Raw genomic sequence first — 25,762 nt, forward strand, 5'->3', positions numbered from 1 at the left:
GTTCACCGGACCGGTCTATGCGGAACCGGGCTGTTCACCCGCGCCCAGCGCCGCCACCAGCACCGCCTTGATCGTGTGCATCCGGTTCTCGGCCTCGTCGAAGACCACCGAATGCGCGGACTCGAAGACCTCGTCCGTGACCTCGAGCTCGGTCAGGCCGTGGCTCTCGAATATCTCCTGCCCGACCTTGGTGCCCAGGTCGTGGAACGCCGGCAGGCAGTGCAGGAACTTGACGTCCGCATTGCCGGTGGCACGCAGCACGTCCATCGTCACCGCGTACGGGGCGAGGGCCTTGATGCGCTCGCCCCACACCTCCTTCGGCTCCCCCATCGAGACCCATACGTCGGTGGCGACGAAGTCGGCGCCCGCGACGCCCTCGTCGATGTCCTCGGACAGCGTGATCCTGGCGCCGCCGGCCGCGGCGGCCTCGCGCGCGGCGGCGACGACCTCGCCCGCCGGCCAGTACGCCGCGGGCGCGACGATCCGGACGTCCATGCCGAGGAGGGCGCCGGTGACCAGGTAGGAGTTGCCCATGTTGAAGCGGGCGTCGCCGAGGTAGGCGAAGGCGATGCCGGTCAGCGGCTTGTCGCTGTGCTCGGTCATGGTCAGCACGTCGGCGAGCATCTGGGTGGGGTGCCAGGCGTCGGTCAGTCCGTTGAAGACGGGGACCCCGGCGTGGGCGGCGAGCTCCTCGACGATCTCCTGACTGCTCCCCCGGTACTCGATCCCGTCGAACATCCGCCCGAGCACCCGGGCCGTGTCCTTGACCGACTCCTTATGACCCAGCTGCGAACCGGAGGGGTCGAGATACGTCGTCGACGCCCCCTGGTCGGCGGCGGCGACCTCGAAGGCGCACCGCGTGCGCGTCGACGTCTTCTCGAAGATCAGCGCGATGTTCTTGCCGCGCAGTCGCGGGATCTCACTGCCGGCCCGCTTGGCGGCCTTGAGCTCGGCCGCCAGGTCGATCAGACCGCGGAACTCTTCCGCGGTGAAGTCGAGCTCCTTGAGGAAGTGGCGGCCTTCGAGGTGTGTCGCCATGGTGGGTGCTCCTGGGTCGCGTATGCGGGGACCGTGGAAGTCTATACGAAGCTCTGTATTGCTATACAGAGGGGGGAGCGGCGGCGTCGACGGCGTCCCGCTCGACGGGACAGCTCATACAGCGCGGTCCGCCGCGGCCCCTGCCCAGCTCGCTACCCGGGATCTCGATGACCTCGATGCCCTGTTTGCGCAGATGGGTGTTGGTCGTCACGTTCCGGTCGTACGCCACGACCACGCCCGGTTCGACGGCGAGGACGTTGCAGCCGTCGTCCCACTGCTCCCGCTCCGCCGAGTGCACGTCCTGCTTGGCCGTGAGGACTCTGATGTCCTGCAGTCCGAGGGCGGCGGCGATGGCGCTGTGCATGTGCTCGGGCGGGTGGTCGGTGACCCGGAGCCCCACGCCGCGCTCGCCCTCCGCCGGTTCGATCGTGTACGAGCGCAGCATGCCGAGGCCCGCGTACTGGGTGAAGGTGTCGTGGTCCACCATCGTCATCACGGTGTCCAGGTGCATGAAGGCCCGCCCCTTGGGCATGTCCAGCGCCACGATGGTCCGCGCGGAACCGGCCTCGAAGAGCCCGCGGGCCAGCATCTCCACGGCCTGCGGGGTCGTGCGCTCGCTCATCCCGATCAGCACCGCGCCGTTGCCGATGACCAGCACGTCGCCGCCCTCGATGGTGGAGGGGTAGTCGTCCTGGCCCTCCGACCAGCGGTGGAAGTCGCCGGCCTCGGGGCCCGTGAAGAGCGGATGGTGCTTGTAGATCGCCTCGAAGTGCACGGTCTCGCGCCGGCGGGCGGGCCAGCGCATGGCGTTGATGGAGACGCCGTCATAGATCCAGGCGGAGGTGTCACGGGTGAAGATGTGGTTCGGCAGCGGGCCGAGCAGGAAGTCGTCCAGGTCCATGACGTGGAAGCGGACGGACGCGGGCTCCGAGTGACCGGCCAGGAACTCCCGTTTGGTCATCCCGCCGACCAGGGCCTCGGTCAGGGCGGCCGTGTCCATCGCGTCGAACGCGGCCCTCAGATGGTCCGTGGCGAGCGGGCCGTACTCCTTCTCGTCGAAGACCCGGTCCAGGACCAGCTTCCTGGCCGCCGGGATCTCCAGTGACTCGCGCAGCAGATCGCCGAAGAGATGCACCTTCACACCGCGGTCGCGGAGGACGTCCGCGAAGCCGTCGTGCTCCTGGCGGGCGCGCCGGACCCACAGGAGGTCGTCGAAGAGGAGCGCGTCCTTGTTGCTGGGGGTGAGCCGCTTCAGTTCCAGATCGGGACGGTGGAGTATGACCCGGCGCAGCAGCCCGGTCTCGGAGTCGACGTGGAATCCCATGGGGAAACGTTCCCAGACCGGCCCCCTCCCCGCCCACCACAGGCGCAAAGCGGGAGCGGAGGGGGTGGAAGCGGGCGAGGAACCGGGGCCGGCGGGGTGAGGTCGAGGCCTGTTCGTCGGGTGGAGTCCGGGGGTCGGGGTGGAGTCCGGGGGTCGGGGCGGGACGCCTCCCCTGCGCTCCCGGTCGCGCTACTGCTCGAAGCCGAGCACGGTCCTCGGCGTGGCCCGGAGCTCCGGGACCAGCACGCCCGCCTCGGGCAGGGCCAGGCCGGGCAGCCCGAACGTGCCGGGGCGGGGAGTCGTCAGGGGCGCGGCGACGTCCGCACCCGGAGTCGCGGTCACCAGGTCGGCCTCGGGCGCCGAGGCGTGGACGGTGCCCACCCCCTCGTCGTTCAGCGGGTGCGGCAGCGGGACCCCCACATGCGTCCGGGGCAGGTCACTTGTCAGCGGCACCTGGGGCAGGATGCCCGAGGGCAGCATCTTCCCCTCCACGTACCGCGGTCCCTCGGGCGCACCGGGTACGGGCACCGGAAGCCCCGTCCTCAGCGTGGGCGCCTCCAGCGGAACGGCGCGCTCCAGCGGGTCCAGCGGCACCGCGACCGGCACCTGCGGCCCGGCCGCGGCGGACGGCGCTGCCACCGCCGCGGCCACACATGTCATGAGCGCTCCCAAGCTCCCGCGCGCGATCATCTTCATGCTGCTTCCGTCCTTCCGGGGATCGCGGACACTCCGCTGTCCGGAAGAACGAGCCCGCCGCCGGAATCCGGCCACGTTTCCCCCGAGTGCAGTAATCGTCGGATCCGCGACATGCCCCGGAGGTGTCGGCCGGTGCAGGACTTGCGGCCCGCCCGGGCCGGAGCCGGGGGGTCGCCCGGGTCAGAGCCGGGGGTCGACCGGCTCCGACTCCAGAGCGAGCACCGCGAAGACCGCCTCGTGGACCCGCCACAGCGGTTCCCCGTCGGCCAGCCGGTCCAGGGCCTCCAGACCCAGGGCGTACTCGCGCAGCGCCAACGACCGTTTGTGGCCGAGGAACCGGCTGCGCAGCCGGGTCAGATTGTCCGGGCGGGTGTACTCGGGGCCGTAGATGATCCGCAGGTACTCGCGCCCGCGCACCTTGATGCCGGGCTGCACGAGCCTGCCCTTGTCGTCCCGTACGAGCGCCCGCAGCGGCTTGACGACCATGCCCTCGCCGCCCGCGCCGGTCAGCTCCAGCCACCAGTCGACTCCGGCGCGCACGGATTCCTCGTCGCCCGTGTCGACGACGAGGCGGCGGGTGCGCTGGAGCAGCCCGGATCCGGTGGCTGTGCTCATGGAGTCCGCCTCCACCAGCCGGTCCAGCCAGGCCAGTTGCTCGTCGTGCGGTACGGCGGCGAGGGAGCGGCCCTGGACGGCGAGGATCTGGAACGGCGCGAGGCGCACCCCGTCCAGGCCCTCGGTGGTCCAGCAGTACCGCCGGTACGCCTCGGTGAACGCGGCCGCGTCCGCGGCCCGTTCGCGCTGGCGCTCCAGCAGTCCGCCGACGTCGACGCCGCGGGCCGCCGCCGCTTCGAGCGCGGCCGTGGCGCCCGGGAAGACCGCGCCGGATGCGGCGCCGACCGCCGCGTACTGCTTGCGGAGCAGCCCGGACGCCTTGAGCGACCACGGCATCAGCTCGCCGTCCAGGAGCAGCCAGTCGGTCTCGAGCTCGTCCCAGAGTCCGGCGCCGGTGACGGCCGCGCGCAGTCGTTCCAGGATCTCCTCGGTGACCTGGGCGTCATCGAAGAACGGGCGTCCGGTGCGGGTGTGCAGGGAGCCGGTGGCCCCTTCCGCTCCGAAGCGCTCGCGCGCCACGTCGGCGTCGCGGCAGACGAGGGCGACCGCCCGCGAGCCCATGTGCTTCTCCTCGCACACGACCTGCGCGACTCCGTCCGTCCGGTACTGGGCGAAGGCCTCGGCCGGGTGCTCCAGGTAGCCCTCCTCCTGCGAGGTCGCGGTCGGCGCCATCGTCGGCGGGAGGTAGGCGAGCAGCCGCGGGTCGACCGCGAAGCGGCTCATCACCTCGAGGGCCGCTGCCGCGTTCTCCTCACGCACGGCGACGCGACCCATGTGGCGGGTCTCCACGATGCGGCGGCCGTGGACGTCGGCGAGGTCGAGGGGGCGGCCCTGGTGTCCGCCGGGCGCCTCGGTGACGAGCGGCTTGGTGGGCTCGTACCACACCTTCTCGGCTGGTACATCGACGAGTTCGCGCTCCGGCCAGCGCAGCGCGGTCAGCTTTCCGCCGAAGACGGCGCCGGTGTCGAGGCAGATGGTGTTGTTGAGCCAGGAGGCGGTGGGCACGGGTGTGTGGCCGTACACCACAGCCGCCCGGCCTCGGTAGTCCTCGGCCCAGGGGTAGCGGACGGGCAGCCCGAACTCGTCCGTCTCACCGGTCGTGTCGCCGTACAGCGCGTGCGAGCGGACCCGGCCGGAGGTGCGGCCGTGGTACTTCTCGGGCAGGCCGGCGTGACAGACGACGAGCTTGCCCTCGTCGAGGACGTAGTGGCTGACGAGGTTTTCGATGAACTCCCGCACCCGCTGCCGGAATTCGGGGTCCTTCGGGTCCTCGCGCTCCAGCTGCTCGATGGTCTCGGCGAGTCCGTGGGTGCGCTGGACCTGCCGGCCGTTCAGCCAGCGGCCGAGCTTGTTCTCGTGGTTCCCCGGAACGCACAGGGCGTTGCCGGAGGCCACCATGCTCATCACCCGGCGCAGCACACCGGGGCTGTCGGGGCCGCGGTCGACGAGGTCCCCGACGAACACGGCGGTACGGCCCTCAGGGTGTGCCCCATCCACATAGCCGAGCTTGGTGAGCAGGGCGTCCAGCTCGGAGCGGCAGCCGTGGATGTCGCCGATGATGTCGAACGGCCCGGTGAGGTGGCGCAGGTCGTTGTAGCGCTTCTCCAGCACGACCTCGGCCGCGTCGGCCTCCTCCGCGCTGCGCAGGACGTGCACCTTGCGGAAGCCCTCGCGCTCCAGTCCGCGCAGCGAGCGGCGCAGCTCGCGGCGGTGCCGCTGGATGACGTGGCGGGGCATGCCGGCCCGGTCGGGGCGTTCCGCGTTGCGTGCGGCGCAGACCTCTTCGGGCAGGTCGAGGACGATCGCGACGGGCAGGACGTCGTGCTCGCGCGCGATCCGGACGAGCTGGCGGCGGCTCTCCTGCTGGACGTTGGTGGCGTCGACGACGGTGAGCCGGCCGGCGGCGAGCCGCTTGCCGACGATGTAGTGCAGCACGTCGAAGGCGTCGCCGCTCGCGCTCTGGTCGTTCTCGTCGTCGGCGACCAGGCCGCGGCAGAAGTCCGACGAGATCACCTCGGTGGACTTGAAGTGCCTGAGGGCGAACGTGGACTTTCCGGAGCCAGTGGCGCCGACGAGGACCACGAGGGAGAGGTCGGGGACGGGCAGGGTGCGGGTGGTGGTGGTCATGCCGCCTCCACCTCCTTCGTGGTCAGGGTGAATACCGCCATCTGCGTCGGGGCGCCCACTTCGGGGTCCTCGTCGCCTACGCCGGCGTACCGGACGTCGTATCCGTGGCGCCCGGCGACCTGCTCCGCCCAGTCGCGGAACTCGGTCCGGGTCCACTCGAAGCGATGGTCGCTGTGGCGGACGTGCCCGGCGGGCAGGGAGTCCCAGCGGACGTTGTACTCGACGTTCGGGGTCGTCACGATCACCGTGCGCGGGCGTGCGGAGCCGAAGACGGCGTACTCCAGGGCGGGCAGCCGTGGCAGGTCGAGGTGCTCGATGACCTCGCTGAGCACGGCGGCGTCATAGCCCCCGAGCCGCTTGTCGGTGTACGTGAGCGAGCCCTGGAGCAGCGTGACGCGGCCGGACTGGCGCTCGCCCATGCGCTCCAGCTTCAGCCGGCGGGCGGCGACGGTGAGCGCGCGCACGGACACGTCCACACCGACGATGTCGGTGAACCGCACGTCCTTGAGGAGCGCCTGCACCAACTGGCCCTGGCCGCAGCCCAGGTCGAGCACGGAGGCCGCGCCGGCGGCGCGCAGGGCGTCCAGAATGGCCTCGCGGCGCTGCTCGGCGAGCGGCACGGGGCGCTCGTCGGTGTCCGTGGTCTCGTCCACGGCGTTGTCGACGTCCTCGACCTCGAGGTCGTCGCTCTCGGCGAGCCGTACGAGCTCGAGCCGCTCCATCGCCTGCCGGGTCAGACCCCAGCGGCGGGACAGATAGCGGCTGGTGATCAGCCTCTGCTCGGGGTGCTCGGCCAGCCAGCCCTCTCCGGCCCGCAGCAGCTTGTCGACCTCGTCGGGCGCGACCCAGTAGTGCTTGGCGTCGTCGAGAACGGGCAGCAGGACGTAGAGCTGCCGCAGCGCGTCGGCGAGGCGCAGCTCCCCTTCCAGGACGAGCCGCACGTACCGCGAGTCGCCCCATTCCGGGAACTGCTCGTCGAGCGCCACCGGCTCGGCGTCGACCGAGTCCCAGCCGAGCGGCCCGAACAGCTTGCGCACCAGTTCGGCCCCGCCGCGCGCGGGCAGTGCGGGCACCTCGATCCGCAGGGGCAGCGGACTCCCGGCCCGGTCCGGCATGGCGTGGCACACGCCGCGCAGCGCGCTCTTGAAGACGGTGCTCATCGCCACGGAGAGCAGCGAGGACGCCGCGTACGGCCGGTCGTTGACGTACTGCGCGAGGGCCGAATCGGGCGCGCCGCCGCGCCCCTTGCCCTTGCCGCGCCGCACGAGCGCCACCGGATCCACCTCCAGCAGCAGTGCCGCTGTGCAGCGCTCGGCGGTGGCCTCGGGGTAGAGGATGTGCGCCGTGCCGTGGGAGGTGGAGAACGTCTGCGCCTTGTCGGGATGCTTGTGCAGCAGAAAGCCCAGGTCGGTGGCGGGACGCTCAGGGGTGCCGGTCGTACTGATGGTCATGAACACGTGTCCGAGTATCGCCTCACCAGCGCCCTCCGACCAGGTATTTTCCCGGCTGGTACGGGCCTGCGGTGCGGTCTCCGCAGCGGCGCGCACGGGTACGGCTAAGGCTCCGGACCGGTGAGGGCGGTCGCCAGCGCCGCGATGCGGTCCGGGCCCACGCGGCAGCACCCGCCGATGAGGCGCGCCCCGGCCGCCTGCCACTCGCGGGCGCGGGCCGGATCGAAGGTGACGGCGCCGCGCCAGGTCCGTGCGGTGGCGTCCCACCGTTCGCCGCTGTTCGGGTAGACGACGACCGGCTTGCCCGTCTCCCGGGCGGCGAGCTCCACCGCACGGTCCGCGTCGCCGGGCTCGCAGCAGTTGACGCCGACGGCGATGACCTGGGGGTTGTCCGCGCTGAGGGCGAAGGCCGCCGAAAGGTCCTGGCCGGCCCGGGTGCGGGTCCCCGCGATGGTGTACGAGAGCCAGACCGGCAGGCCGACCGCGTGCGCGGCTCTGAGCAGTGCCTGCGCCTCGTCGGTGTCCGGCACCGTCTCCAGGGCGAGGGCGTCGGGGCAGGCTGCCGCGAGGGCCTCGATGCGGCGGCGGTGGAAGGCCTCCAGCTCCCGCACCGTGAGTCCGTACCGGCCGCGGTACTCGCTGCCGTCCGCGAGCATCGCCCCGTACGGACCGGCCGACGCCGCGACCCACACCTCCCGGTCGGTGCGCTCCGCAGCGGCGCGGGCGAGGTCCACGCTGCGGGCCAGCAGGGCGGCTGCCTCGGCGTGGCCGACGCCACGGCGGGCGAAGCCCTCGAAGGTCGCCTGGTAGCTGGAGGTGATGAGCACCTGTGCGCCCGCCCGCACGTACGCCGTGTGGGCGGCCTCGATCTGCTCCGGGCCGTCCGCGAGCAGCCGCGCCGACCAGAGGGCGTCGGACAGGTCGCAGCCCTGTGCCTCCAGCTGGTTGGAGAGGCCGCCGTCGAGGACGAGCGGCCCTTCGGCGAGGGCGGCGGCGAGGCTGCGGACGGGCTTCACAGGTGACTCCGGGGGTGGGTCCGGACCGGGCGGGACGGCTCAGCCGAGCTGGGACTGGACCTGGGAGGAGATGAGGTCCAGGTGGTCCAGGTCGTGCAGGTCGAGGACCTGCAGATAGACACGGGACGAGCCGATCGCGGCGTACCGGCCGAGCTTGTCGACGACCTCGGCCGGCGAGCCCGCGAGGCCGTTGGTCTTCAGCTCGTCGACCTCCCGTCCGATGGCGGCGGCGCGGCGGGCGACCTCCGCGTCGTCCTTGCCGACACAGACGACAAGGGCGTTGGAGTAGACGAGGTCGTCGCCCTTGCGGCCGGCCTCCTCCGCGGCGGCGCGGACCCTGCCGAACTGCCGCTCACTGTCCTCCAGGGACGCGAAAGGCATGTTGAACTCATCGGCGTAGCGGGCGGCCAGCCGCGGCGTGCGGGTCGTGCCGTGGCCGCCGATGAGCACCGGGACCTTGCTCTGGGCGGGCTTGGGCAGCGCGGGGCAGTCCCGCAGCTGGTAGTGCTTGCCTTCGTAGCTGAAGGTCCTGCCCGTCTCCGTGGCCCACAGGCCGGTGACGATGGCGAGCTGCTCCTCGAGCCGGGCGAACTTCTCCTTGGGGAACGGGATGCCGTACGCCTTGTGCTCCTCCTCGAACCAGCCCGCGCCGAGCCCGAGCTCGATCCGGCCGCCGGACATCTGATCGACCTGGGCGACCTGGATGGCGAGCACTCCGGGCAGCCGGAACGTACCAGCGGTCATCAAGGTGCCGAGCCTGATCCGCCGGGTCTCACGGGCGAGCCCCGCGAGGGTGATCCAGGCGTCGGTGGGGCCGGGGAGGCCGTCGGCCGAGCCCATGCGCAGATAGTGGTCGGACCGGAAGAATGCGTCGAAGCCGAGGTCCTCGGTGGCCTTGGCGACCTTCAGCAGGGTGTCGTAGGAAGCCCCTTGCTGGGGCTCTGTGAAGATTCGAAGATCCATACCTCCATCCTGCACCGTCGTGCGTGCGTCAACCTCTCGATGTGAGCCGACCTGCCCCTCCTGCCCCTCCTGCCCGGCCTGCCCGGCCCGGCCTCAGGGCGGGCTCGTCGCCGCGTCCGGGTCGACGCGACGACTCTCGCGTTCGCGGCCACGCTCCCGGTCGCGCTCCTGGTCCCGGTCGCGGTCCCGGTCGCGGTGACGTTCCCGGTCCCGGTCGCGTAAGGAGAGTCTTCGGAGCATCGCCCGGACGCGGTCGTTGGACTCGTCCGTGGCGTCGATGGCTTCGATGCACTGCCAGTAGAGCCCTTCCTCGTCCGTGGCACAGGCAACGCCGACGAGAGCTATGCCGATCTCACCGAGGAGCGTGCTCAGGAGGGTCAAAGCACGCCGAGGATCGGTGACTTCGCTGAGCTGCGCTGCACGGAGCCCGCCGACCCCCAGCAGTTGTGGATCGACGAACCCCCCGCCGCGGCCACCCGCCTCGCTGAGGCCGCGCGCCTCGCCGCGCAGCTCCTGGGGCCCGCACAGCGCCAGTTGCGTACCGACCGCCTGGGCGAGGGCCTGCGCCTGCCAGGCCTCCGCCACGATGTCCAGCGCGTCACGGCTCTCCGCCAGTGCGTGCCGGCCGGCCGCGATGAGCCGCTCCGCTTCCATGTACGCCGCCCCCGTTCGTACGAAATTCCGTTCACTCAGTCACTACCCAGAGTGAGGGAGCTCCAGACGAAAAGCCAGGGGAATTCGGAAATCTGTGGACAGGAAGCGGATTGGGGAAAGGTCGATCACTCCGCAGAGTGACGATCAGTCGGTGCAGGGCCGTCCGACGGCCTTTCGGCCGCCGGGAACCGCAGTTCGTTCCGGTCGATCTTCGCGGCCAGCGCGGCGAGTGCGTCGACGCCGAGCACCTCGCAGAACTGGAGCAGATAGGCCAGGACGTCGGCGACCTCGTCCGCCACACGGTGGGCCTTCTGCGGATCGTCCATCACCCGGGCCGACTCCTCCGGCGTCAACCACTGGAAGATCTCGACCAGTTCGGCCGCCTCGACCGTCAGCGCCACCGCGAGGTTCTTCGGGGTGTGGTAAGGCCCCCAGTTCCGGGCGGCCGCGAACTCGGCCAGTCTGCGCTGCAGTGCTTTCACGTCCAGTTCTGTCACGGCACCAGGTCTACCACCGTCACTCCGTCGGTCTCCCGCGCGAATGCGCCACCGTCACGGTCACTCACCGAGCCCACCAGCCGCAGATGGCCGTCGGCGCAGACCGAGGCGGCCACTGAGGCCAGTTCGGCCACCTGGCGGCGGTCCAGGCCGCGATCGAAGCCGTCGGCCAGGACCGTGAGGCACTGCAGCGCCCCCGGCACCTCCGCCACTTGGTCCACCGCGAGCACGCCCGGACCCGTGAGCAGGACCAGGGCGAGCGCCAGATAGCGCAGTTCGCCGTCGCCGAGCCGCGCGAGGGGCGTGGCAACGCTGCCGGCGGCCCGGTCGATGACCGCCCGTAACGTCCCGTCCGCGAGCTCCTCGACGCCCACCTCGGACACCGGACCGGCGCAGCCCGCCCGCGCGGCAGCGGTCAGCCGCGCGTGGCGGCGGACGCACTCGCTGCGCGTGCGGTGCAGCACCGCCGCCAGGTTGTCGCAGCCGCGCCGCAGACGCCCTTCACCCGGCAGGACCGGCGCACGCATCGACTGCGGCTGCGGGTCGCACGCGAACACCGACCGCAGCGCCACCACCACCTGCTCGACGGCGGCCAGCACGGCGCGCTCCCCGTCCGTCCTGCCGGAGACCCGCAGCGGCAGCATCGCCGTGCCCAGCCGGTCGTCCGGCAGCGGGGCGCGGGTGACGGCGACCGAGCCCGCCGTGTGCCAGGCGGCCTGCACGCACGAGCGGCCGGGGTCGCGCAGGGCCGTGCTCAGCAGGATCCGTCCGTCAGCGGTCAAACGCTCGCCGACGATGCGGAGTTCCGGCTCGGCCTGTACGGCGAGGTCGAGACGTACGGAACCGGCGGGGCCCTGGACCGTACAGCCGATGCGGAAACCCCGCCGGCCCTGCGCGTCCGCCTTCGCCCGCTCGGGGACACAGCCCGCCGGGTCGGGGAACGCCTCGCCCAGCTCCGCGCCCGAGCCGAGGCGGGCCAGCGCCTCGTACGCCCGCAGCGCGCTCGACTTTCCGCTGCCGCTCGGCCCGGCGAACAGGGTCACCGGGGAACCGAGCGGGAAAGCGGCTCCCCGGTGCGAGGCGAAGGCGGACAGCCTCAGTTCGGTCACCACAGGGAGAGCGAATACGGATGCGGGTGCGGTTCCGGACCCGGGTACGGATCCCCGTGCGCGTCCGGATCCCGGTGGGCGAACGGGTGCAGGGCCCATGGATTCTGCGGACTCCGCGGGAAGTGTGCTGGTCAGTGCGTCCATGCGGGGCACGCTACGCAGCGTCGCACACGACGAACCGTTACGCCGGAAGGGGCTTCCTACGAATGGGGGACGGCCGCGGCGGCGATGCCTTCGACCTCCGTGCCGAGCGGTGCGAGCAGGAAGACGTTGCGGTCCACCCGGTGCATCCCGCAGCCGAGCCCGAAGACGACACCGCTGCTGAAGTCCAGGATCCGCTTGGCCACTTCGGCGTCCGCGCTCGTCAGGTCCAGCAGCACCGGGATCTGCGCGATGAGGTACTCGGCGACCTCGCGGGCGTCCGCGAACACCTGCACCCGCAGGACGACCATGCGCCGCTGCTCTCCCGCCTCCATCCCCGAGGCGTCTCCGTAGTCGCGCGGGATCGTGTGATGGTCGACTCTCGACGGCCACTCGTTGCGCCCGCGCAGGGGAACGACCTGGGCCAGCCCCGCCCACTGCTCGTCGGTGACGTCGTACCTCTCGTACCTGCTCATGGGACCATCCTCGCGCCCCTCACCCGTTCGGCCCAACACCGACACGAGGCAGCACCGACAGGTTCTCGACGACCTTTCAGCTTGATCTGGCTGGTCTGTCCAGGGAGGTCAGGGACGGCGGCCGCTCCGGCAGCAGCGCTGGATGCTACGTACTGAGGGCGTCGGCGAGTTGGGCCAGTTTCTGCGCGGACGGGCTGCCGGGATCGGCGTGCCTTCCTGCGGTACGGCCGGCCCGGGCAGCGGGCGGCGGAGGTTTCCAGCCGCCCGCTGCCTGGGGGTTCGATCAGTTGTCGATCAGTTGTCGATCAGTTGTCGATCACTGCTCGGTCACTGCTCGGTCACTTCTCGGTGAGCTGCTTCAGCGCGATGTTGAGCTCGAGCACGTTGACGCCGGGCTCACCCATGAAGCCGAGGATCCGGCCGTCGGTGTGGTCGGCGACGAGCTTGTCGACCTGGGCGACTGTGAGGTGGTTCTTCTCGGCGACCCGGTGGACCTGGAGCTTCGCGTACTGGGGGGAGATGTCCGGGTCCAGGCCGGAGCCGGAGGAGGTGACGGCGTCGGCCGGCACGTCCGAGGGCTTGACCTTGTAGGTGGCGGTGGAGTTGTCCTTGACCACGGCGGCCTTGGCGTCCTTGACCCACTGGATCAGTTCCTCGTTGTCGCCGGAGCGGTTGGTCGCCCCGGAGAGGATCAGCGAGTACTGGGTGTTGACGCTGTTGCTGCCAAGGCCGTTGGACGGACGCGGCTGGAACCACTTCAGGTCCGGGACCGCCGCCTCCTCCGCGTCGTCCGGGTTCTTCTTCGGCAGGTTGTAGGTCTGGCCGATGAGTTCGGAGCCGACGACCCTGCCGTCGGCCTTGATCTCCGAGCCGTTCGCCTTGCCGCTGAACAAGCCCTGGGCGACGCCGGTGACGGCCAGCGGGTAGATGACGCCGGTCACCAGGGTCAGGACGAGGAGGGCGCGGAGCCCGGCCCAGGTCAGCCGTGCCGCGTTTCCGAAGGAGTTGTTCATGGCGATCAGCCGATTCCGGGGATGAGGGAGATGAGCAGGTCGATGATCTTGATGCCGATGAACGGGGCGATCAGGCCGCCGAGTCCGTAGATCCCGAGGTTGCGGCGGAGCATCTTGTCCGCGCTGGTCGGCCGGTAGCGCACGCCCTTGAGGGCGAGCGGGACCAGCGCGATGATGATCAGCGCGTTGAAGATGACCGCGGACAGGATCGCGGACTCCGGCGAGGACAGCTGCATGATGTTGAGCTTGTCCAGGCCCGGGTAGACCACCGCGAACATCGCGGGGATGATCGCGAAGTACTTCGCCACGTCGTTGGCGATCGAGAAGGTCGTCAGCGCGCCACGGGTGATGAGGAGCTGCTTGCCGATCTCGACGATCTCGATGAGCTTGGTCGGGTTGGAGTCGAGGTCCACCATGTTCCCGGCCTCCTTGGCGGCCGAGGTCCCGGTGTTCATCGCCACACCGACGTCCGCCTGCGCCAGCGCCGGGGCGTCGTTCGTCCCGTCACCGGTCATCGCGACGAGCTTGCCGCCGGCCTGCTCCCGCTTGATGAGCGCCATCTTGTCCTCGGGAGTGGCCTCCGCGAGGAAGTCGTCGACGCCCGCCTCCTCGGCGATCGCCTTGGCGGTCAGCGGGTTGTCACCCGTGATCATCACGGTCTTGATGCCCATGCGGCGCAGCTCGTCGAACCGCTCCCGCATGCCGTCCTTGACGACGTCCTTGAGGTGGATGACGCCGAGTATCCGGGCACCCTTGTCGTCCTCGACGGCGACCAGCAGCGGCGTGCCGCCCGCCTCGGAGATCCGGTTCGCGACCTGGTCGGCGCCGTCGGCGACGGTGCCGTGCTGCTCCTTGACCCACGTGATGACCGAACCGGCCGCGCCCTTGCGGACCTTGCGCCCGTCCACGTCCACACCCGACATACGGGTCTGGGCCGTGAACGGAACCCAGGTGGCGTGCTCCAGCTCGCCCTGGTGGCGCTCGCGCAGCCCGTACGTCTCCTTCGCCAGGACGACGACGGAACGCCCCTCGGGGGTCTCGTCGGCGAGCGAGGAGAGCTGCGCGGCGTCCGCGAGTTCGGCGGCGGTGGTGCCGTCGACCGGGAGGAACTCGGCGGCCTGGCGGTTGCCGAGGGTGATCGTGCCGGTCTTGTCGAGCAGCAGCGTCGACACGTCACCGGCGGCCTCGACCGCACGGCCGGACATGGCCAGCACGTTGCGCTGGACCAGGCGGTCCATGCCCGCGATGCCGATCGCCGACAGCAGCGCGCCGATGGTGGTCGGGATCAGACAGACGAGCAGCGCGACGAGGACGATCATCGTCTGCGGGGCGTTCGCGTACGTCGCGAACGGCTGCAGCGTCACCACGGCCAGGAGGAAGACGATGGTCAGCGAGGCGAGCAGGATGTTCAGCGCGATCTCGTTCGGCGTCTTCTGCCGGGCCGCACCCTCGACCAGGTTGATCATCCGGTCGATGAACGTCTCGCCGGGCTTCGTCGTGATCCTGATGACGATCCGGTCGGACAGCACCTTCGTCCCGCCGGTGACCGCCGAGCGGTCACCGCCGGACTCACGGATGACCGGAGCCGACTCGCCGGTGATGGCGGACTCGTCCACCGATGCCACGCCCTCGACGACGTCACCGTCGCCGGGAATGATGTCGCCGGCCTCGCAGACGACCAGTTCGCCGATCCGCAGCTCGGTGCCGGGCACCCGCTCCTCGGTCCTGCCGTCCCTGGTCAGGCGGCGGGCGACGGTGTCGGTCTTGGCCTTGCGCAGGGTGTCCGCCTGCGCCTTGCCGCGGCCCTCGGCCACGGCCTCCGCCAGATTGGCGAAGATCGTGGTCAGCCACAGCCAGGCGGCGATCGCCCAGCCGAACCAGTCGGTCGGGTCCATGACGGCGAACGCCGTGGTCAGCACCGAGCCGACCAGGACCACGAACATCACCGGCGACTTGATCATCACCCGGGGGTCGAGCTTGCGGATCGCGTCCGGGAAGGACTTGACCAGCTGCCTGGGGTCGAACAGACCGGCGCCGACGCGCCCGGCGTCGGGCTTGTGCCCGGTCGGCACATCGCTGTGCGGCGCCCGGGTCGCGGTGGCGGTGGATGTCTGGGACACGGGGTCCTCATGCTTCTTTACGTCGGTGGTCATGACGCCAGCCCTTCGGCAAGCGGACCCAGCGCCAGGGCCGGGAAGTAGGTCAGACCGGTGATGATCAGGATGGTGCCGACCAGCAGACCCGCATACAGCGGCTTGTCGGTCCGCAGCGTTCCCGCGGTGGCCGGCACCGGCTTCTGCTCGGCGAGCGAGCCGGCCAGCGCCAGCACGAACACCATCGGAAGGAAACGGCCGAGCAGCATCGCCAGACCGATCGTGGTGTTGAACCACTGCGTGTCGGCGTTGAGACCCGCGAACGCGGAGCCGTTGTTGTTGGCACCCGAGGTGTAGGCGTAGAGGATCTCGGAGAAGCCGTGCGCACCCGAGTTGGTCATCGAGTGGGCCGGGGTCGGCAGGGCCATCGCCGCCGCGGTGAAGCACAGCACCAGCGCCGGGGTGACCAGGATGTAGAGCGCGGCCAGCTTGATCTCACGGGTCCCGAGCTTCTTGCCGAGATACTCGGGCGTACGGCCGACCATCAGGCCCGCGATGAACACCGCGATGATCGCCATGATCAGCATGCCGTAGAGGCCGGAGCCCACACCACCGGGGGCAATCTCGCCCAGCATCATGCCGAGCATCGTGATCCCGCCGCCCAGGCCGGTGAACGAGGAGTGGAAGGAGTCCACCGCACCGGTCGAGGTGAGCGTCGTGGAGACCGCGAAGATCGACGAGGCGCCGATGCCGAAGCGGGTCTCCTTGCCCTCCAGCGCGCCGCCGGCGATCTCGAAGGCCGGGCCGCGGCCCGCGAACTCGGTCCACCACATCAGTGCGGTGAAGCCGACCCAGATGATGCCCATGGTCGCCAGGAGCGCGTAGCCCTGCTTCACCGAGCCGACCATCTTGCCGAAGGTGCGGGTCAGGGCGAACGGGATCAGCAGGATCAGGAAGATCTGGAAGAGGTTCGTGAACGCGTTCGGGTTCTCGAACGGGTGGGCCGAGTTGGCGTTGAAGTAGCCGCCACCGTTCGTGCCCAGCTCCTTGATGGCCTCCTGCGAGGCGACCGCCCCGCCGTTCCACTGCTGCGAACCGCCCATGAACTGGCCGACCTCGTGGATGCCGGCGAAGTTCTGGATGGCGCCCGCCGCGACCAGGACGATCGCACCGATCACGGAGATCGGCAGCAGGATGCGGACGGTGCCGCGGACCAGGTCGGCCCAGAAGTTGCCCAGCTCACCCGTGCGGGACCGGGCGAAGCCGCGGACCAGCGCGACCGCGACCGCGATACCCACGGCGGCGGAGACGAAGTTCTGCACCGCCAGGCCGCCGGTCTGGACGACGTGGCCCATGGCCTGCTCGCCGTAGTACGACTGCCAGTTCGTGTTCGACACGAAGGACGCGGCGGTGTTGAACGCCTGGTCCGGGTCGATCGAGGAGAAGCCGAGCGAGCCGGGCAGACTGCCCTGGACGCGCTGCAGCAGATAGAGGAAGAGGACGCTGACGGCGGAGAAGGCCAGGACACCGCGAAGATAGGCGGGCCAGCGCATCTCGGCACTCGGGTTGGCGCCGATGCCCTTGTAGATCCACTTCTCGACGCGCAGATGCCTGTCGGAGGAGTAGACCCGGGCCATGTAGTCGCCGAGCGGACGGTAGGCCAGCGCGAGCGCCGCTATCAGCGCGAGCAGCTGGAGCACACCGGCAAGAACGGGGCTCATCGACTCAGAACCTCTCCGGCTTGACGAGGGCGAGGACGAGGTAGCCCAGCAGGGCGGCAGCCACGATCAGGCCGACGATGTTCTCGGCAGTCACAGCTTCGCCACCCCCTTGGCGATGAACGCCACCAGCGCGAAGACCGCGATCGTGGTGACGACGAAGGCCACGTCGGCCATCGTGAGCTCCTAGGTGAGGCTCGGAATTTCGGATCGGACGGTTAGAGGAAACCTCGCGACGGAGGCCGCGGCCGCTGCGTTGACGGTGCCCTTACGGCCACCGACACGTCCTTGACGGGTCTCTTACGCGTGTTGCCGCCGACCCCGGAAAGCGCAGGCCGGGGGCGATGCGGACGCGCCGGGAGACAGGGAAAGGCCGGCCGGTGACCTCGGTGTCCGGTCACCGGCCGGCCGGCCCATGGCCGGTTTCGGGGCCTTCTGAAGCCCTGCTCCCGGGGCCCCGGGAGCCCTCTGTGGCTCCGCTCCCTCCAGCCGGAAGCGCAGTCGGCGGATCGCCGCGTCCGTGTCGCGCCGCACGGCGTTCGCGACCACGGCTCCGCGCTGGTTCTGCAGGATCCGCTGCCACTGCCGGGTGGCGTGAACGGGCAGGATCCGTTTCGGCGACTGTTCGGCCTCTCGTCGCCGGCCTCTTGTCGTCGGCCTCTCGTCGTCGGTCAGTGGCAGCACCGCCGCCGGAGTACGACGACCAGCGCGGCCACCGCCGCCAGCGCCAGCGCCGCCACCACGGCGCGCTTGGCGACGGGGAGGCCCGCGGTCCGTACGAGGTCGATCGGCTCTGTGTACGGGGCACCGGCCTCCTCCGCCTGAACGTCCGGCGCTGCCGGGCCCTCCGGCTCCGCCGCGGAGGCGGACAGCTTCCGCGAGAGGCAGTCCGCGAACTGTCCGATGAGCTCGTCGCCCACCTCGGCCATCACGCCGCGGCCGAACTGGGCCGGCCGCCCGGTGACCGCGAGATCGGTGCGGACCGACACGGCCGTGCCGCCGCCGTCCGCCGGCGTGAGCGTGCCGGTGACCGTGGCCCGTGCCGTGCCCTGGCCGCGGGTCTCCTTGCCGCTGGCGGTCAGCACCATCCGGTGGGCCGCCTCGTCCTTCTCGTCGAAGACGGCGGTTCCGCGGTACGTGACCGTGATCGGGCCGACCTTGACCTTCACCGTGCCGGTGATGGTCTCGCCGTCGTACGCCTCCACGGTCGCCCCGGGCATGCAGGGCGCCACCGCCTCGATGTCGAGGAGCGCGCGCCAGGCGTCGTCGACCGGGACGGGAACGGTGAATTCATGCTGCAACTCCATGGTCCGCACGTCCTTTCGGGCGTTCAGGAAGGATGGATCGCTCCGGCCGTCGCGGTCAGCGGCGCGCCGCTGCCGCCCCAGCGCAGGGCGACGATCTCCGCGGCGACGGACACGGCCACCTCCTCCGGGGTACGGGCCCCGAGATCCAGGCCCACGGGTGAGCGCAGCCGCGCCAGTTCCGCCTCGCTCAGGCCCGCCTCCCGCAGCCTCTTCATGCGGTCGTCGTGGGTACGGCGGCTGCCCATCGCGCCGATGTACGCGGCCGGCCGGCGCAACGCCTCCTCCAGCAGCGGCACATCGAACTTCGGGTCATGGGTCAGGACACAGATCACCGTGCGGGAGTCGGTCTCGGTGCCGCCCAGATAGCGGTGCGGCCAGTCGACCACGACCTCCACACCTTCCGGGAAGCGCTTGGGCGTGGCGAAGACCGGGCGGGCGTCGCACACGGTCACCCGGTAGCCGAGGAAGGCGCCGATGCGGGCGACGGCCGCCGCGTAGTCGATCGCGCCGAAGACGAGCATCCGCGGCGGCGGGGCGAACGACTGCAGGAACACCGTGACGGCGTCCTCCCGGCGCTGGCCCTGCGGGCCGTAGTGCCGGAGCCCGGTAGCGCCCTGTGCGAGCTCGCCGCGCGCGTCGGCGGTCACGGCCGCGTCGAGGCCGGGGGCGCCGAGCGTGCCCTCGACCGTGTCCGGCCACACGGCGAGTGCTGCACCGTGGGGCGCCGGGCCGTCCGTCACCATCGCCACCGTCACGGGGCGGTGCCCCGCCACCGACTCGGCGACCGCGCCGAACGACGGATCGGTGTCGGGCGCGACGCGGCGTACGAGCAGGGTGATCGCGCCGCCGCAGGTCAGACCGACGGCGAACGCGTCCTCGTCGCTGTAGCCGAAGGTCTGCAGCCGCGCCTCGCCGTCGTCGACGACCTCTTTGGCGAGGTCGTAGACCGCGCCCTCCACGCATCCGCCGGACACGCTGCCGACGACCTCGTCGTCCGGCCCGACGGCCATCGCGGCGCCCGGGCCGCGCGGGGCGCTGCGGCTCACCGCGACGACGGTGGCGAGCCCGAAGGGTTCGCCGGCCCCGTACCACCGGCTCAGCGCCGGGAGGATGTCACGCATGCTCGGCTCCTCTCACGCACGTCCGCGCGTGTCGCTTGCGGCAGCCGCGTGGACGTCTGCGGCCGGCTCCGTCCCCACCCCAACCCTTCCCGTGACCGGGGCTCCGCCCCGGACCTCCGTTCGGGGGCTCCGCCCCGGACCCCCACACGCCCTGGCGGGCGTGGGGGCAAGGACTGCGTCGCTGCCCGTCCGGCGCCGGCCAGGCGAGCGGGTACCGGGCACTCCCAGCCCGTCCGGCGTTCGAGGACGGACACACCGGCCCACCCGCCGGTACCGGGCACCACGCGGACACACGACCCCACCCGCAGGTTCGGGTACATCCCAGCCCGCCCGGCACTTGACGACCGACACACCGGCCCACCCGGCCGGTACCGGGTTCCTTCGGAGCCCCCAGGGCGCGGGCCGGCGGCCCGCATCCTCACGCATCGTCCGCTCCTCTCACGACCGCCGCGAGGCGCTCCAGGGCCGCCAGGCTGTGGCCCTCCACGAACGCGTCGACGCTGGGCAGGGCCGCTGCCATGCCGGCCGCGAGGGGGGCGTAACCGGGGCGGGCCTTGCGGGGGTTGGCCCAGATGACGCGGTGGGCGAGGCGGTGGAGGCGGCGCATCTGGGTGGCCAGGAGCGCGGGGTCGGCGCGTTCCCAGCCGTCGGAGAGCAGGACGACCACCGCGCCGCGGGCCATGCCGCGCCGGCCCCAGCGGTCGAGGAAGCCGCGGAGCGTCTCGCCGAGGCGGGTGCCGCCACGCCAGTCGGGGACCGCGGCGGCGACCGCCGCCATGGCCGTGTCGGGGTCGCGGTGGGACAGCGCGGCGGTGACGCGGGTCAGCCGGGTGCCGATCGTGAAGACCTCCGTGCGCGCGGGGCCCCGTGCGGCGGCGTGCGCGAAGCGGAGCAGTGCGTCCGCGTACGGGGCCATCGAGCCGCTCACGTCCAGCAGCAGCACCACGCGGCGCGGCCGGTGGACCCGTGCGCGGCGGCGGAGCCGGGCCGGTTCACCACCGCGGCGCAGCCACTCCCGTACGGTCCGGCCGGGGTCGACGCCGCCGTGGCGGGCCGGGCGCAGCCGGGCGGTGCGCCGCGGCTCGCCACGGAGCGCGAAGGCGGCCAGCAGCCGTCGCAGCTGCTCGCGTTCGGCGCCCGTCAGTTCGGCGACGTCGCGGTGGCGGAGCACTTCGGTGGAGCTGGCGAGTGCGGCGGCCGTGCGCGCGTGCCGTTGTTCTTCGTCCGGAGGGGCCGGGACTCCGCCGGAGCGGTCCGTTTCCCGTACGACGGGACGGGGCCGCGGGGCCGCGGGCGGGCGCCGCGTCCCGCCTCGTGCCGCCCTGCCGGCCGTGCGGCCGTCGAAGTACGCGGCGAACACGCGGTCGTAGCAGTCGAGATCGTCCTGGCTGCCGCACAGCGTGAGCCGCCCCGCCCAGTACACGCTCGTCCGCGGCCCGGGCCCCAGGACGTCGAGCGCCCGCAGATACGTCTGCACCCGGTCGGGCCCCGCGTCCAGACCCGCTGCCCGCAGCGCACGCGCGAACCCCACCAGCACCGCGGGGGCGTCCATCGCCATGGCCCTCACACTCCCGCCGCCAGGATCGCGGACAGGTCCAGCGTGCGGGCCCGTTCGGCGTCCTCCCGGTACTTGAGCACCGAGCCGAGCGTGGCCACGGCCAGCTCGGCGTCCAGCTCGGTCGCGCCGAGCGCGTCCAGGGCCTCGGCCCAGTCGATCGTCTCCGCAACGCCGGGCGGTTTGAGCAGGTCCTCGGCCCGCAGGGCCTGGACGAGCGTGGTCACCTGCTCGGCGAGCCGCGCGGTGACGCCGGGCAGCCGTCTGCGGACGATGGCCAGTTCGCGGGCGTAGGACGGATGCTCGAACCAGTGGTACAGGCAGCGCCGCTTGAGCGCGTCGTGCACCTCGCGCGTCCGGTTCGACGTGAGCACCACCACCGGCGGCGACTCGGCCCGCAGCGTGCCGAGCTCGGGCACCGTGACCGTGTACTCGGACAGGAGCTCGAGCAGGAACGCCTCGAACTCGTCGTCGGCCCGGTCCACTTCGTCGACCAGCAGCACGGACGGCTGGGTCCGCAGGGCCCGCAGCAGCGGCCGCTCGATGAGGAACCGCCGGTCGTACAGCTCGCCCTCCAGCCGCGCCGCGTCGGTGATCCCGGCGGCCTCCGCGGCCCGCAAGTGCAGCAGCTGCCGCGGGAAGTCCCAGTCGTACAGCGCCTGCGAGGCGTCGATGCCCTCGTAGCACTGGAGCCGGATGAGCGGTGCGCCCAGCACCTCGGCGAGGGCACCGGCGAGCGAGGTCTTGCCCACTCCCGCGTCCCCCTCGCAGAAGACCGGCCGGTGCAGTTTCAGGGCCAGATAGCAGGCGATGGCCAGCCCTTCGTCCACGAGGTATCCGACGTCCTCCAACCGCCTCCGTACCTCGTCCGGCCCCCGGAACGCCTCGGGCACGGTCATCCACGGGACCCCGTCATGCCATCCCCGCCGCGGCCAGCACCGCCCGCCGGGTGAGCACCCGGGCCAGGTGCTCGCGGTAGCCGGGCGAGGCGGAGAGGTCGGACGTGGGGTGCGTGCCCTCGGCCGCGGACTCCGCGGCGCGCGCGATCGCGTCCGGGCCGTCGGCCCCGGCGAGTGCGGTCTCGGTGGCCGCGGCCCGCAGCGGGGTCGCGCCCATGTGGGTCAGGCCGATCCGGGCTTCGGCGATCCGGCCGTCGTCGCCCCGTACGAGCGCCGCGACGCCGACCACGGCCCAGGCCTGGGCGACCAGCTGGAACTTCTCGTAGTGGAAGCCCCATCCGTCGGTCTTCGGTACGCGTATCTCGACCAGCAGTTCGTCGGGCCGGAGCACGGTCTGCAGATAGTCGGTGAAGAACTCCCGCGCGGGGATCGTGCGCCGCCCCTGCGGGCCCTCCGCGACGAGTTCGCCGTCGAGGGCGAGGACGACGGCGGGCAGGTCGCCGGCCGGGTCGGCGTGGGCGAGGGAGCCGCCGAGCGTGCCCCGGTGCCGTATCGCGGGATCGGCGACCGTCTCCGTCGCCGCGGCGAGCAGCCCGGCGTGGCGTCGCACCAGCGGGTCGGCGATCACGTCGTGGTGCGTGGTCATCGCGCCGATGACGAGGGCGTCCTGGTCCTCGCGCACGCCGCGCAGCTCCGCTATCCGGCCCACGTCCACCATGAGTTCGGGGAACGCCAGCCGCAGCCGGAGCATCGGCAGCAGGCTCTGCCCGCCGGCCAGCACCTTTCCTTCGTCGCCGGCGTCCGCGAGCGCACGCACGGCCTCGTCCACGGTCTCGGGCCGTGTGTAGTCGAAGGCCGCGGGGATCATGCCGCCTCCTCCCCACGTGGCTCTCCTGGCTCACGTGCCTGACGTGCCTCTGCCTCGCGGATCGCCCGCCACACCCGCTCCGGTGTGCACGGCATGGTGACCTCCGTGACTCCGAGCGGCCGCAGCGCGTCCACGATGGCGTTGACCACGGCCGGGGTCGAGGCGATCGTCCCGGCCTCGCCGACGCCCTTCGCGCCCAGCGGGTTGGAGGTCGCCGGGGTCTCGGTGCGCCCGGTCGTGAACTCGGGCAGATCGACGGCCGAGGGCACGGGGTAGTCGGCCATGGTGCCGGAGACCAGGTTGCCGTCTTCGTCGTACACGGCCTCCTCGTACAGCGCCTGGGCGATGCCCTGCGCCACTCCCCCGTGCACCTGGCCCTCGACGATCAGCGGGTTGACGGCCCGGCCGACGTCGTCGACGCACACGTACGAACGGATGCGGGTCTGCCCGGTCTCGGTGTCGACCTCGACCGCGCACAGGTGGGTGCCGTGCGGGTACGAGAAGTTCTCGGGGTCGACGATGTGCTCGGCGTTGATGGTCGGCTCCATGCCGTCGGGCAGGTCGTGCGACGAGAACGTCTCGAACGCGACCTCCTGGATGGTGCGCTTCGCCTCGGGCGAGCCCTTCACCGAGAAGACCCCGTCCGTGAACTCCAGGTCGTTCTCGCTCGCCTCCAGCAGATGCGCCGCGACCTTCCTGGCCTTCTCGACGACCTTCTGCGCCGCCATGTGCACGGCCGCGCCGCCGACCACCAGCGAGCGCGAACCGTAGGTGTCCATCCCCTGCGGCGCGGTGAGGGTGTCGCCGTGGCGCACCTCGACGTCGTCGAACGGCACTCCGAGGACGTCGGCGGCGATCTGGCTCCAGCAGGTCACATGGCCCTGACCGTGCGGGCTGGTGCCGGTGATCACCTCGACCTTGCCGGTCGGCAGCATCCGGATGGACGCCGCCTCCCAGCCGCCGGCCGCGTACCGCAGGTCCCGCAGGATCCGGCTCGGTGCGAGTCCGCACATCTCCGTGTACGTGGAGACGCCGATGCCGAGGCGGACGGGGTCGCCGCGGGCCGCCCGCTCCTGCTGTTCGGCGCGCAGCCCGTCGTAGCCGAAGAGCGCGAGGGCCTTGTCGGTGGCAGCCTCGTAGTTGCCGCTGTCGTACGTCAGTCCCGCAACTGACGTGTAGGGGAACTCGTCGTGGCCGATCCAGTTGAGCCGGCGCAGCTCCAGCGGGTCCATCTCCAGCTCGGCGGCCAGCTCGTCCATCATCCGTTCGATGGCGAAGGTCGCCTCGGGGCGGCCCGCGCCCCGGTACGCATCGGTGGGCGTCCTGGTCGTGAAGACGCCGGTGCAGGTGAAGGAGTACGCGTCCATCTTGTAGATCGCCGGGTACATGAACGCGCCCAGCAGCGGGACTCCGGGCGTGACGATCATCAGATACGCGCCCATGTCGGCGAGGAGATCGACCTTCAGGCCCAGCAGCCTGCCCTGCCGTGTCGCCGCGATCTCGATGTCCTGGATCTGGCCGCGGCCGTGGTGGGTGGCCAGATAGCCCTCGGAGCGGGACTCGGTCCACTTCACGGGGCGTCCGAGCTTGCGGGCGAGGGCGAGGGCCAGCGCCTCCTCGCCGTACACCTGGAGTTTGGAGCCGAAGCCGCCGCCGACGTCGGGGGCGATCACCCGGAGCTTGTGCTCGGGTATGCCGGTGACCACGGCCATCATCACGCGGACGATGTGCGGGATCTGGGTGGAGGAGTACAGCGTGTACTCGCCGGAGGAGGCGATCGGGGTGGCGACGACGGCGCGGGGCTCCATGGCGTTGGGGATGAGCCGCTGGTGGGTGAAGCGGCGCTTGAGGACGACGTCGGCCCGGGACCGGACCGACTCCCAGTCCTCACCGGTGGCGAGCGGCCAGACGTAGCAGCGGTTCGTTCCCTTGTCCGCGTGGACGAGGGGTGCTCCTTCGGCGAGCGCCGCCTCCAGGTCGAGGACGGGCTCCAGGGGTGTGTAGTCGACCTCCACGGCCTCGAGGGCGTCGGCGGCCGCGTACCGGTCGCGGGCGGCGACGACGGCCACCGGGTCCCCGGCGTGGCGGACCTCGTCGACCGCGATCGGCGGATGGTCGGGGAGCACGATGTCCTCGGTAACGGGCCAGGCGCAGGGCAGCGAGCCGAGCCCGTCGGCGAGGTCGCGGCCGCTGAACGCGGCGACGACGCCGGGGCGCTCCAGCGCGGGGGCGACATCGACCCGGTCGATGCGGGCGTGCGCCATGGGGCTGCGGAGGATGGCGAGATGCAGCATCCCGGGCACGCTGATGTTGTCGGTCCAGGTGGTCTGACCGGCGACGAGGCGGGCGTCCTCCTTGCGGAGCCGTGGACGGCCGACTTCCTTCTCGCGGGTTTCGCTGTCGGGGCCGGTGAGCTGATCGGTCATGCCGCGGCCTCCTCGGCGGACTCGGCGGACGCCTGCCGGGCGGAAGAGCCGTCACCGTCCGCCGCCGCGAGGACGGCGCGGATGATGTTCTGGTAGCCCGTGCACCGGCAGAGGTTGCCCTCCAGGGCGTGCCTGACCTGGTCAGGGGTCGGGTGCGGGTTCTCCTTGAGGAGATCCCGCGCCGCCATGATCATCCCCGGCGTGCAGTAGCCGCACTGGAGCGCGTGGTGCTCATGGAACGCGGTCTGCAGCCGATCGGGCGTGCCGTCCGCCGCGCCCAGGCCCTGAACGGTGACGACCTCACCGCCGTCGGCCTGCACGGCGAGGACCGAACAGCTCTTCACGCTCTGCCCGTCCAGCTCCACCGTGCACGCACCACAGTTGCTGGTGTCGCAGCCGACGGGGGTACCGGTCAGCCCGAGGCGGTCTCGCAGGTAGTGGACGAGCAGCAGACGGGGTTCGACGTCGTCCTCGTAGCGCGTGCCGTCCACCGTCACCGAGATGCGGGTCATGAGCCCTCCCACGGGGCCCGGGCAGGGGGTACCAGCCGATTTGTCGTGACATACACAACTTTAGGGCCGCCAGGACACCCCCGCGACCGCGCTTGTCCCCACCCGTCGGATCAGGAAGCGCGGTCCGGTGGCCGCACAGCTCG

General features: G+C 71.6%; 22 protein-coding genes. All 22 read right to left on the bottom strand.

Annotated elements, in window-relative coordinates:
* Positions 1-15: 15 nt before the first annotated feature.
* The 22 genes from argF to ACFV9O_RS16250 all read right to left on the bottom strand — a co-directional run bounded on the left by argF (position 16) and on the right by ACFV9O_RS16250 (position 25,619).
* Positions 16-1,038, bottom strand: coding sequence for an ornithine carbamoyltransferase (gene argF / locus ACFV9O_RS16145; protein WP_385417776.1), 1,023 nt, complete (start codon positions 1,036-1,038; stop codon positions 16-18).
* A 61-nt stretch (positions 1,039-1,099) separates the two neighbouring features.
* Positions 1,100-2,362 (bottom strand): arginine deiminase, encoded by a 1,263-nt coding sequence (locus ACFV9O_RS16150; protein ID WP_385417779.1) that lies wholly within the window; start codon positions 2,360-2,362, stop codon positions 1,100-1,102.
* 189 nt (positions 2,363-2,551) lie between these two features.
* Entirely contained in the window at positions 2,552-3,058 is a 507-nt protein-coding gene (locus ACFV9O_RS16155) for a hypothetical protein (protein WP_385417780.1), read from the bottom strand.
* Between the two features lie 180 nt (positions 3,059-3,238).
* The gene (locus ACFV9O_RS16160; RefSeq protein ID WP_385417783.1) at positions 3,239-5,800 is read right to left on the bottom strand and encodes a polynucleotide kinase-phosphatase; all 2,562 of its coding nucleotides are present in this window, start codon (positions 5,798-5,800) and stop codon (positions 3,239-3,241) included.
* Positions 5,797-7,257, bottom strand: a complete 1,461-nt coding sequence (locus ACFV9O_RS16165; RefSeq protein WP_385417785.1) for a 3' terminal RNA ribose 2'-O-methyltransferase Hen1 — start codon at positions 7,255-7,257, stop codon at positions 5,797-5,799. Before ACFV9O_RS16165 ends, ACFV9O_RS16160 begins: the two co-directional genes overlap by 4 nt.
* 98 nt (positions 7,258-7,355) lie before the next feature.
* On the bottom strand, positions 7,356-8,267 hold the full coding sequence (gene mmuM / locus ACFV9O_RS16170; RefSeq protein ID WP_385417786.1) for a homocysteine S-methyltransferase: 912 nt from the start codon (positions 8,265-8,267) through the stop codon (positions 7,356-7,358).
* Positions 8,268-8,306: 39 nt separating this feature from the next.
* Complete coding sequence (locus ACFV9O_RS16175) at positions 8,307-9,230, bottom strand: LLM class F420-dependent oxidoreductase (protein WP_385417788.1); 924 nt, start codon at positions 9,228-9,230, stop codon at positions 8,307-8,309.
* Between the two features lie 93 nt (positions 9,231-9,323).
* Positions 9,324-9,884, bottom strand: coding sequence for a DUF6099 family protein (locus ACFV9O_RS16180; RefSeq protein WP_385417791.1), 561 nt, complete (start codon positions 9,882-9,884; stop codon positions 9,324-9,326).
* A gap of 125 nt (positions 9,885-10,009) precedes the next feature.
* The gene (locus tag ACFV9O_RS16185) at positions 10,010-10,381 is read right to left on the bottom strand and encodes a nucleotide pyrophosphohydrolase (RefSeq protein ID WP_385417794.1); all 372 of its coding nucleotides are present in this window, start codon (positions 10,379-10,381) and stop codon (positions 10,010-10,012) included.
* The gene (locus ACFV9O_RS16190; protein WP_385417796.1) at positions 10,378-11,634 is read right to left on the bottom strand and encodes an AAA family ATPase; all 1,257 of its coding nucleotides are present in this window, start codon (positions 11,632-11,634) and stop codon (positions 10,378-10,380) included. The genes ACFV9O_RS16185 and ACFV9O_RS16190 overlap by 4 nt, the downstream gene beginning before the upstream one ends.
* 56 nt (positions 11,635-11,690) lie before the next feature.
* A complete protein-coding gene (locus ACFV9O_RS16195; protein WP_385417799.1) occupies positions 11,691-12,107 on the bottom strand; it encodes a cell division protein SepF in 417 nt (138 codons plus the stop codon).
* Positions 12,108-12,445: 338 nt separating this feature from the next.
* The gene (locus ACFV9O_RS16200; protein WP_385417802.1) at positions 12,446-13,120 is read right to left on the bottom strand and encodes a potassium-transporting ATPase subunit C; all 675 of its coding nucleotides are present in this window, start codon (positions 13,118-13,120) and stop codon (positions 12,446-12,448) included.
* Positions 13,121-13,125: 5 nt separating this feature from the next.
* Complete coding sequence (gene kdpB, locus ACFV9O_RS16205) at positions 13,126-15,273, bottom strand: potassium-transporting ATPase subunit KdpB (protein WP_385417804.1); 2,148 nt, start codon at positions 15,271-15,273, stop codon at positions 13,126-13,128.
* The gene (gene kdpA / locus ACFV9O_RS16210; RefSeq protein ID WP_385417806.1) at positions 15,270-16,934 is read right to left on the bottom strand and encodes a potassium-transporting ATPase subunit KdpA; all 1,665 of its coding nucleotides are present in this window, start codon (positions 16,932-16,934) and stop codon (positions 15,270-15,272) included. The genes kdpB and kdpA overlap by 4 nt, the downstream gene beginning before the upstream one ends.
* 4 nt (positions 16,935-16,938) lie before the next feature.
* Positions 16,939-17,028, bottom strand: coding sequence for a K(+)-transporting ATPase subunit F (gene kdpF / locus ACFV9O_RS16215; protein WP_290353327.1), 90 nt, complete (start codon positions 17,026-17,028; stop codon positions 16,939-16,941).
* Positions 17,029-17,602: 574 nt separating this feature from the next.
* The gene (locus ACFV9O_RS16220) at positions 17,603-18,238 is read right to left on the bottom strand and encodes an SRPBCC family protein (protein ID WP_385417808.1); all 636 of its coding nucleotides are present in this window, start codon (positions 18,236-18,238) and stop codon (positions 17,603-17,605) included.
* Between the two features lie 23 nt (positions 18,239-18,261).
* The gene (locus ACFV9O_RS16225; protein WP_385417811.1) at positions 18,262-19,359 is read right to left on the bottom strand and encodes an XdhC family protein; all 1,098 of its coding nucleotides are present in this window, start codon (positions 19,357-19,359) and stop codon (positions 18,262-18,264) included.
* Positions 19,360-19,777: 418 nt separating this feature from the next.
* Complete coding sequence (locus tag ACFV9O_RS16230) at positions 19,778-20,917, bottom strand: VWA domain-containing protein (protein WP_385417814.1); 1,140 nt, start codon at positions 20,915-20,917, stop codon at positions 19,778-19,780.
* 5 nt (positions 20,918-20,922) lie between these two features.
* Positions 20,923-21,813, bottom strand: coding sequence for an AAA family ATPase (locus tag ACFV9O_RS16235; protein ID WP_385417817.1), 891 nt, complete (start codon positions 21,811-21,813; stop codon positions 20,923-20,925).
* A gap of 13 nt (positions 21,814-21,826) precedes the next feature.
* A complete protein-coding gene (locus ACFV9O_RS16240; RefSeq protein ID WP_385417820.1) occupies positions 21,827-22,681 on the bottom strand; it encodes an FAD binding domain-containing protein in 855 nt (284 codons plus the stop codon).
* Positions 22,678-25,107 (bottom strand): xanthine dehydrogenase family protein molybdopterin-binding subunit, encoded by a 2,430-nt coding sequence (locus ACFV9O_RS16245; RefSeq protein WP_385417823.1) that lies wholly within the window; start codon positions 25,105-25,107, stop codon positions 22,678-22,680. Before ACFV9O_RS16245 ends, ACFV9O_RS16240 begins: the two co-directional genes overlap by 4 nt.
* On the bottom strand, positions 25,104-25,619 hold the full coding sequence (locus ACFV9O_RS16250) for a (2Fe-2S)-binding protein (protein ID WP_385417826.1): 516 nt from the start codon (positions 25,617-25,619) through the stop codon (positions 25,104-25,106). The genes ACFV9O_RS16245 and ACFV9O_RS16250 overlap by 4 nt, the downstream gene beginning before the upstream one ends.
* Positions 25,620-25,762: the final 143 nt, after the last annotated feature.

Source organism: Streptomyces sp. NPDC059909 (genome assembly GCF_042730885.1).
Taxonomy (GTDB): Bacteria; Actinomycetota; Actinomycetes; order Streptomycetales; family Streptomycetaceae; genus Streptomyces.

What these genes read in the sequence shown, in the direction of transcription:
- ACFV9O_RS16220 (WP_385417808.1), bottom strand. Translation starts at nt 18,238, where the DNA reads ATGGAGTTGCAGCATGAATTCACCGTTCCCGTCCCGGTCGACGACGCC.
- argF (WP_385417776.1), bottom strand. Translation starts at nt 1,038, where the DNA reads ATGGCGACACACCTCGAAGGCCGCCACTTCCTCAAGGAGCTCGACTTC.
- ACFV9O_RS16250 (WP_385417826.1), bottom strand. Translation starts at nt 25,619, where the DNA reads ATGACCCGCATCTCGGTGACGGTGGACGGCACGCGCTACGAGGACGAC.
- ACFV9O_RS16195 (WP_385417799.1), bottom strand. Translation starts at nt 12,107, where the DNA reads ATGAGCAGGTACGAGAGGTACGACGTCACCGACGAGCAGTGGGCGGGG.
- ACFV9O_RS16190 (WP_385417796.1), bottom strand. Translation starts at nt 11,634, where the DNA reads ATGGACGCACTGACCAGCACACTTCCCGCGGAGTCCGCAGAATCCATG.
- ACFV9O_RS16235 (WP_385417817.1), bottom strand. Translation starts at nt 21,813, where the DNA reads ATGACCGTGCCCGAGGCGTTCCGGGGGCCGGACGAGGTACGGAGGCGG.
- ACFV9O_RS16155 (WP_385417780.1), bottom strand. Translation starts at nt 3,058, where the DNA reads ATGAAGATGATCGCGCGCGGGAGCTTGGGAGCGCTCATGACATGTGTG.
- ACFV9O_RS16230 (WP_385417814.1), bottom strand. Translation starts at nt 20,917, where the DNA reads ATGGCGATGGACGCCCCCGCGGTGCTGGTGGGGTTCGCGCGTGCGCTG.
- ACFV9O_RS16240 (WP_385417820.1), bottom strand. Translation starts at nt 22,681, where the DNA reads ATGATCCCCGCGGCCTTCGACTACACACGGCCCGAGACCGTGGACGAG.
- kdpB (WP_385417804.1), bottom strand. Translation starts at nt 15,273, where the DNA reads ATGACCACCGACGTAAAGAAGCATGAGGACCCCGTGTCCCAGACATCC.
- ACFV9O_RS16245 (WP_385417823.1), bottom strand. Translation starts at nt 25,107, where the DNA reads ATGACCGATCAGCTCACCGGCCCCGACAGCGAAACCCGCGAGAAGGAA.
- ACFV9O_RS16160 (WP_385417783.1), bottom strand. Translation starts at nt 5,800, where the DNA reads ATGACCACCACCACCCGCACCCTGCCCGTCCCCGACCTCTCCCTCGTG.
- ACFV9O_RS16200 (WP_385417802.1), bottom strand. Translation starts at nt 13,120, where the DNA reads ATGAACAACTCCTTCGGAAACGCGGCACGGCTGACCTGGGCCGGGCTC.
- ACFV9O_RS16150 (WP_385417779.1), bottom strand. Translation starts at nt 2,362, where the DNA reads ATGGGATTCCACGTCGACTCCGAGACCGGGCTGCTGCGCCGGGTCATA.
- ACFV9O_RS16225 (WP_385417811.1), bottom strand. Translation starts at nt 19,359, where the DNA reads ATGCGTGACATCCTCCCGGCGCTGAGCCGGTGGTACGGGGCCGGCGAA.
- ACFV9O_RS16180 (WP_385417791.1), bottom strand. Translation starts at nt 9,884, where the DNA reads ATGGAAGCGGAGCGGCTCATCGCGGCCGGCCGGCACGCACTGGCGGAG.
- ACFV9O_RS16175 (WP_385417788.1), bottom strand. Translation starts at nt 9,230, where the DNA reads ATGGATCTTCGAATCTTCACAGAGCCCCAGCAAGGGGCTTCCTACGAC.
- kdpA (WP_385417806.1), bottom strand. Translation starts at nt 16,934, where the DNA reads ATGAGCCCCGTTCTTGCCGGTGTGCTCCAGCTGCTCGCGCTGATAGCG.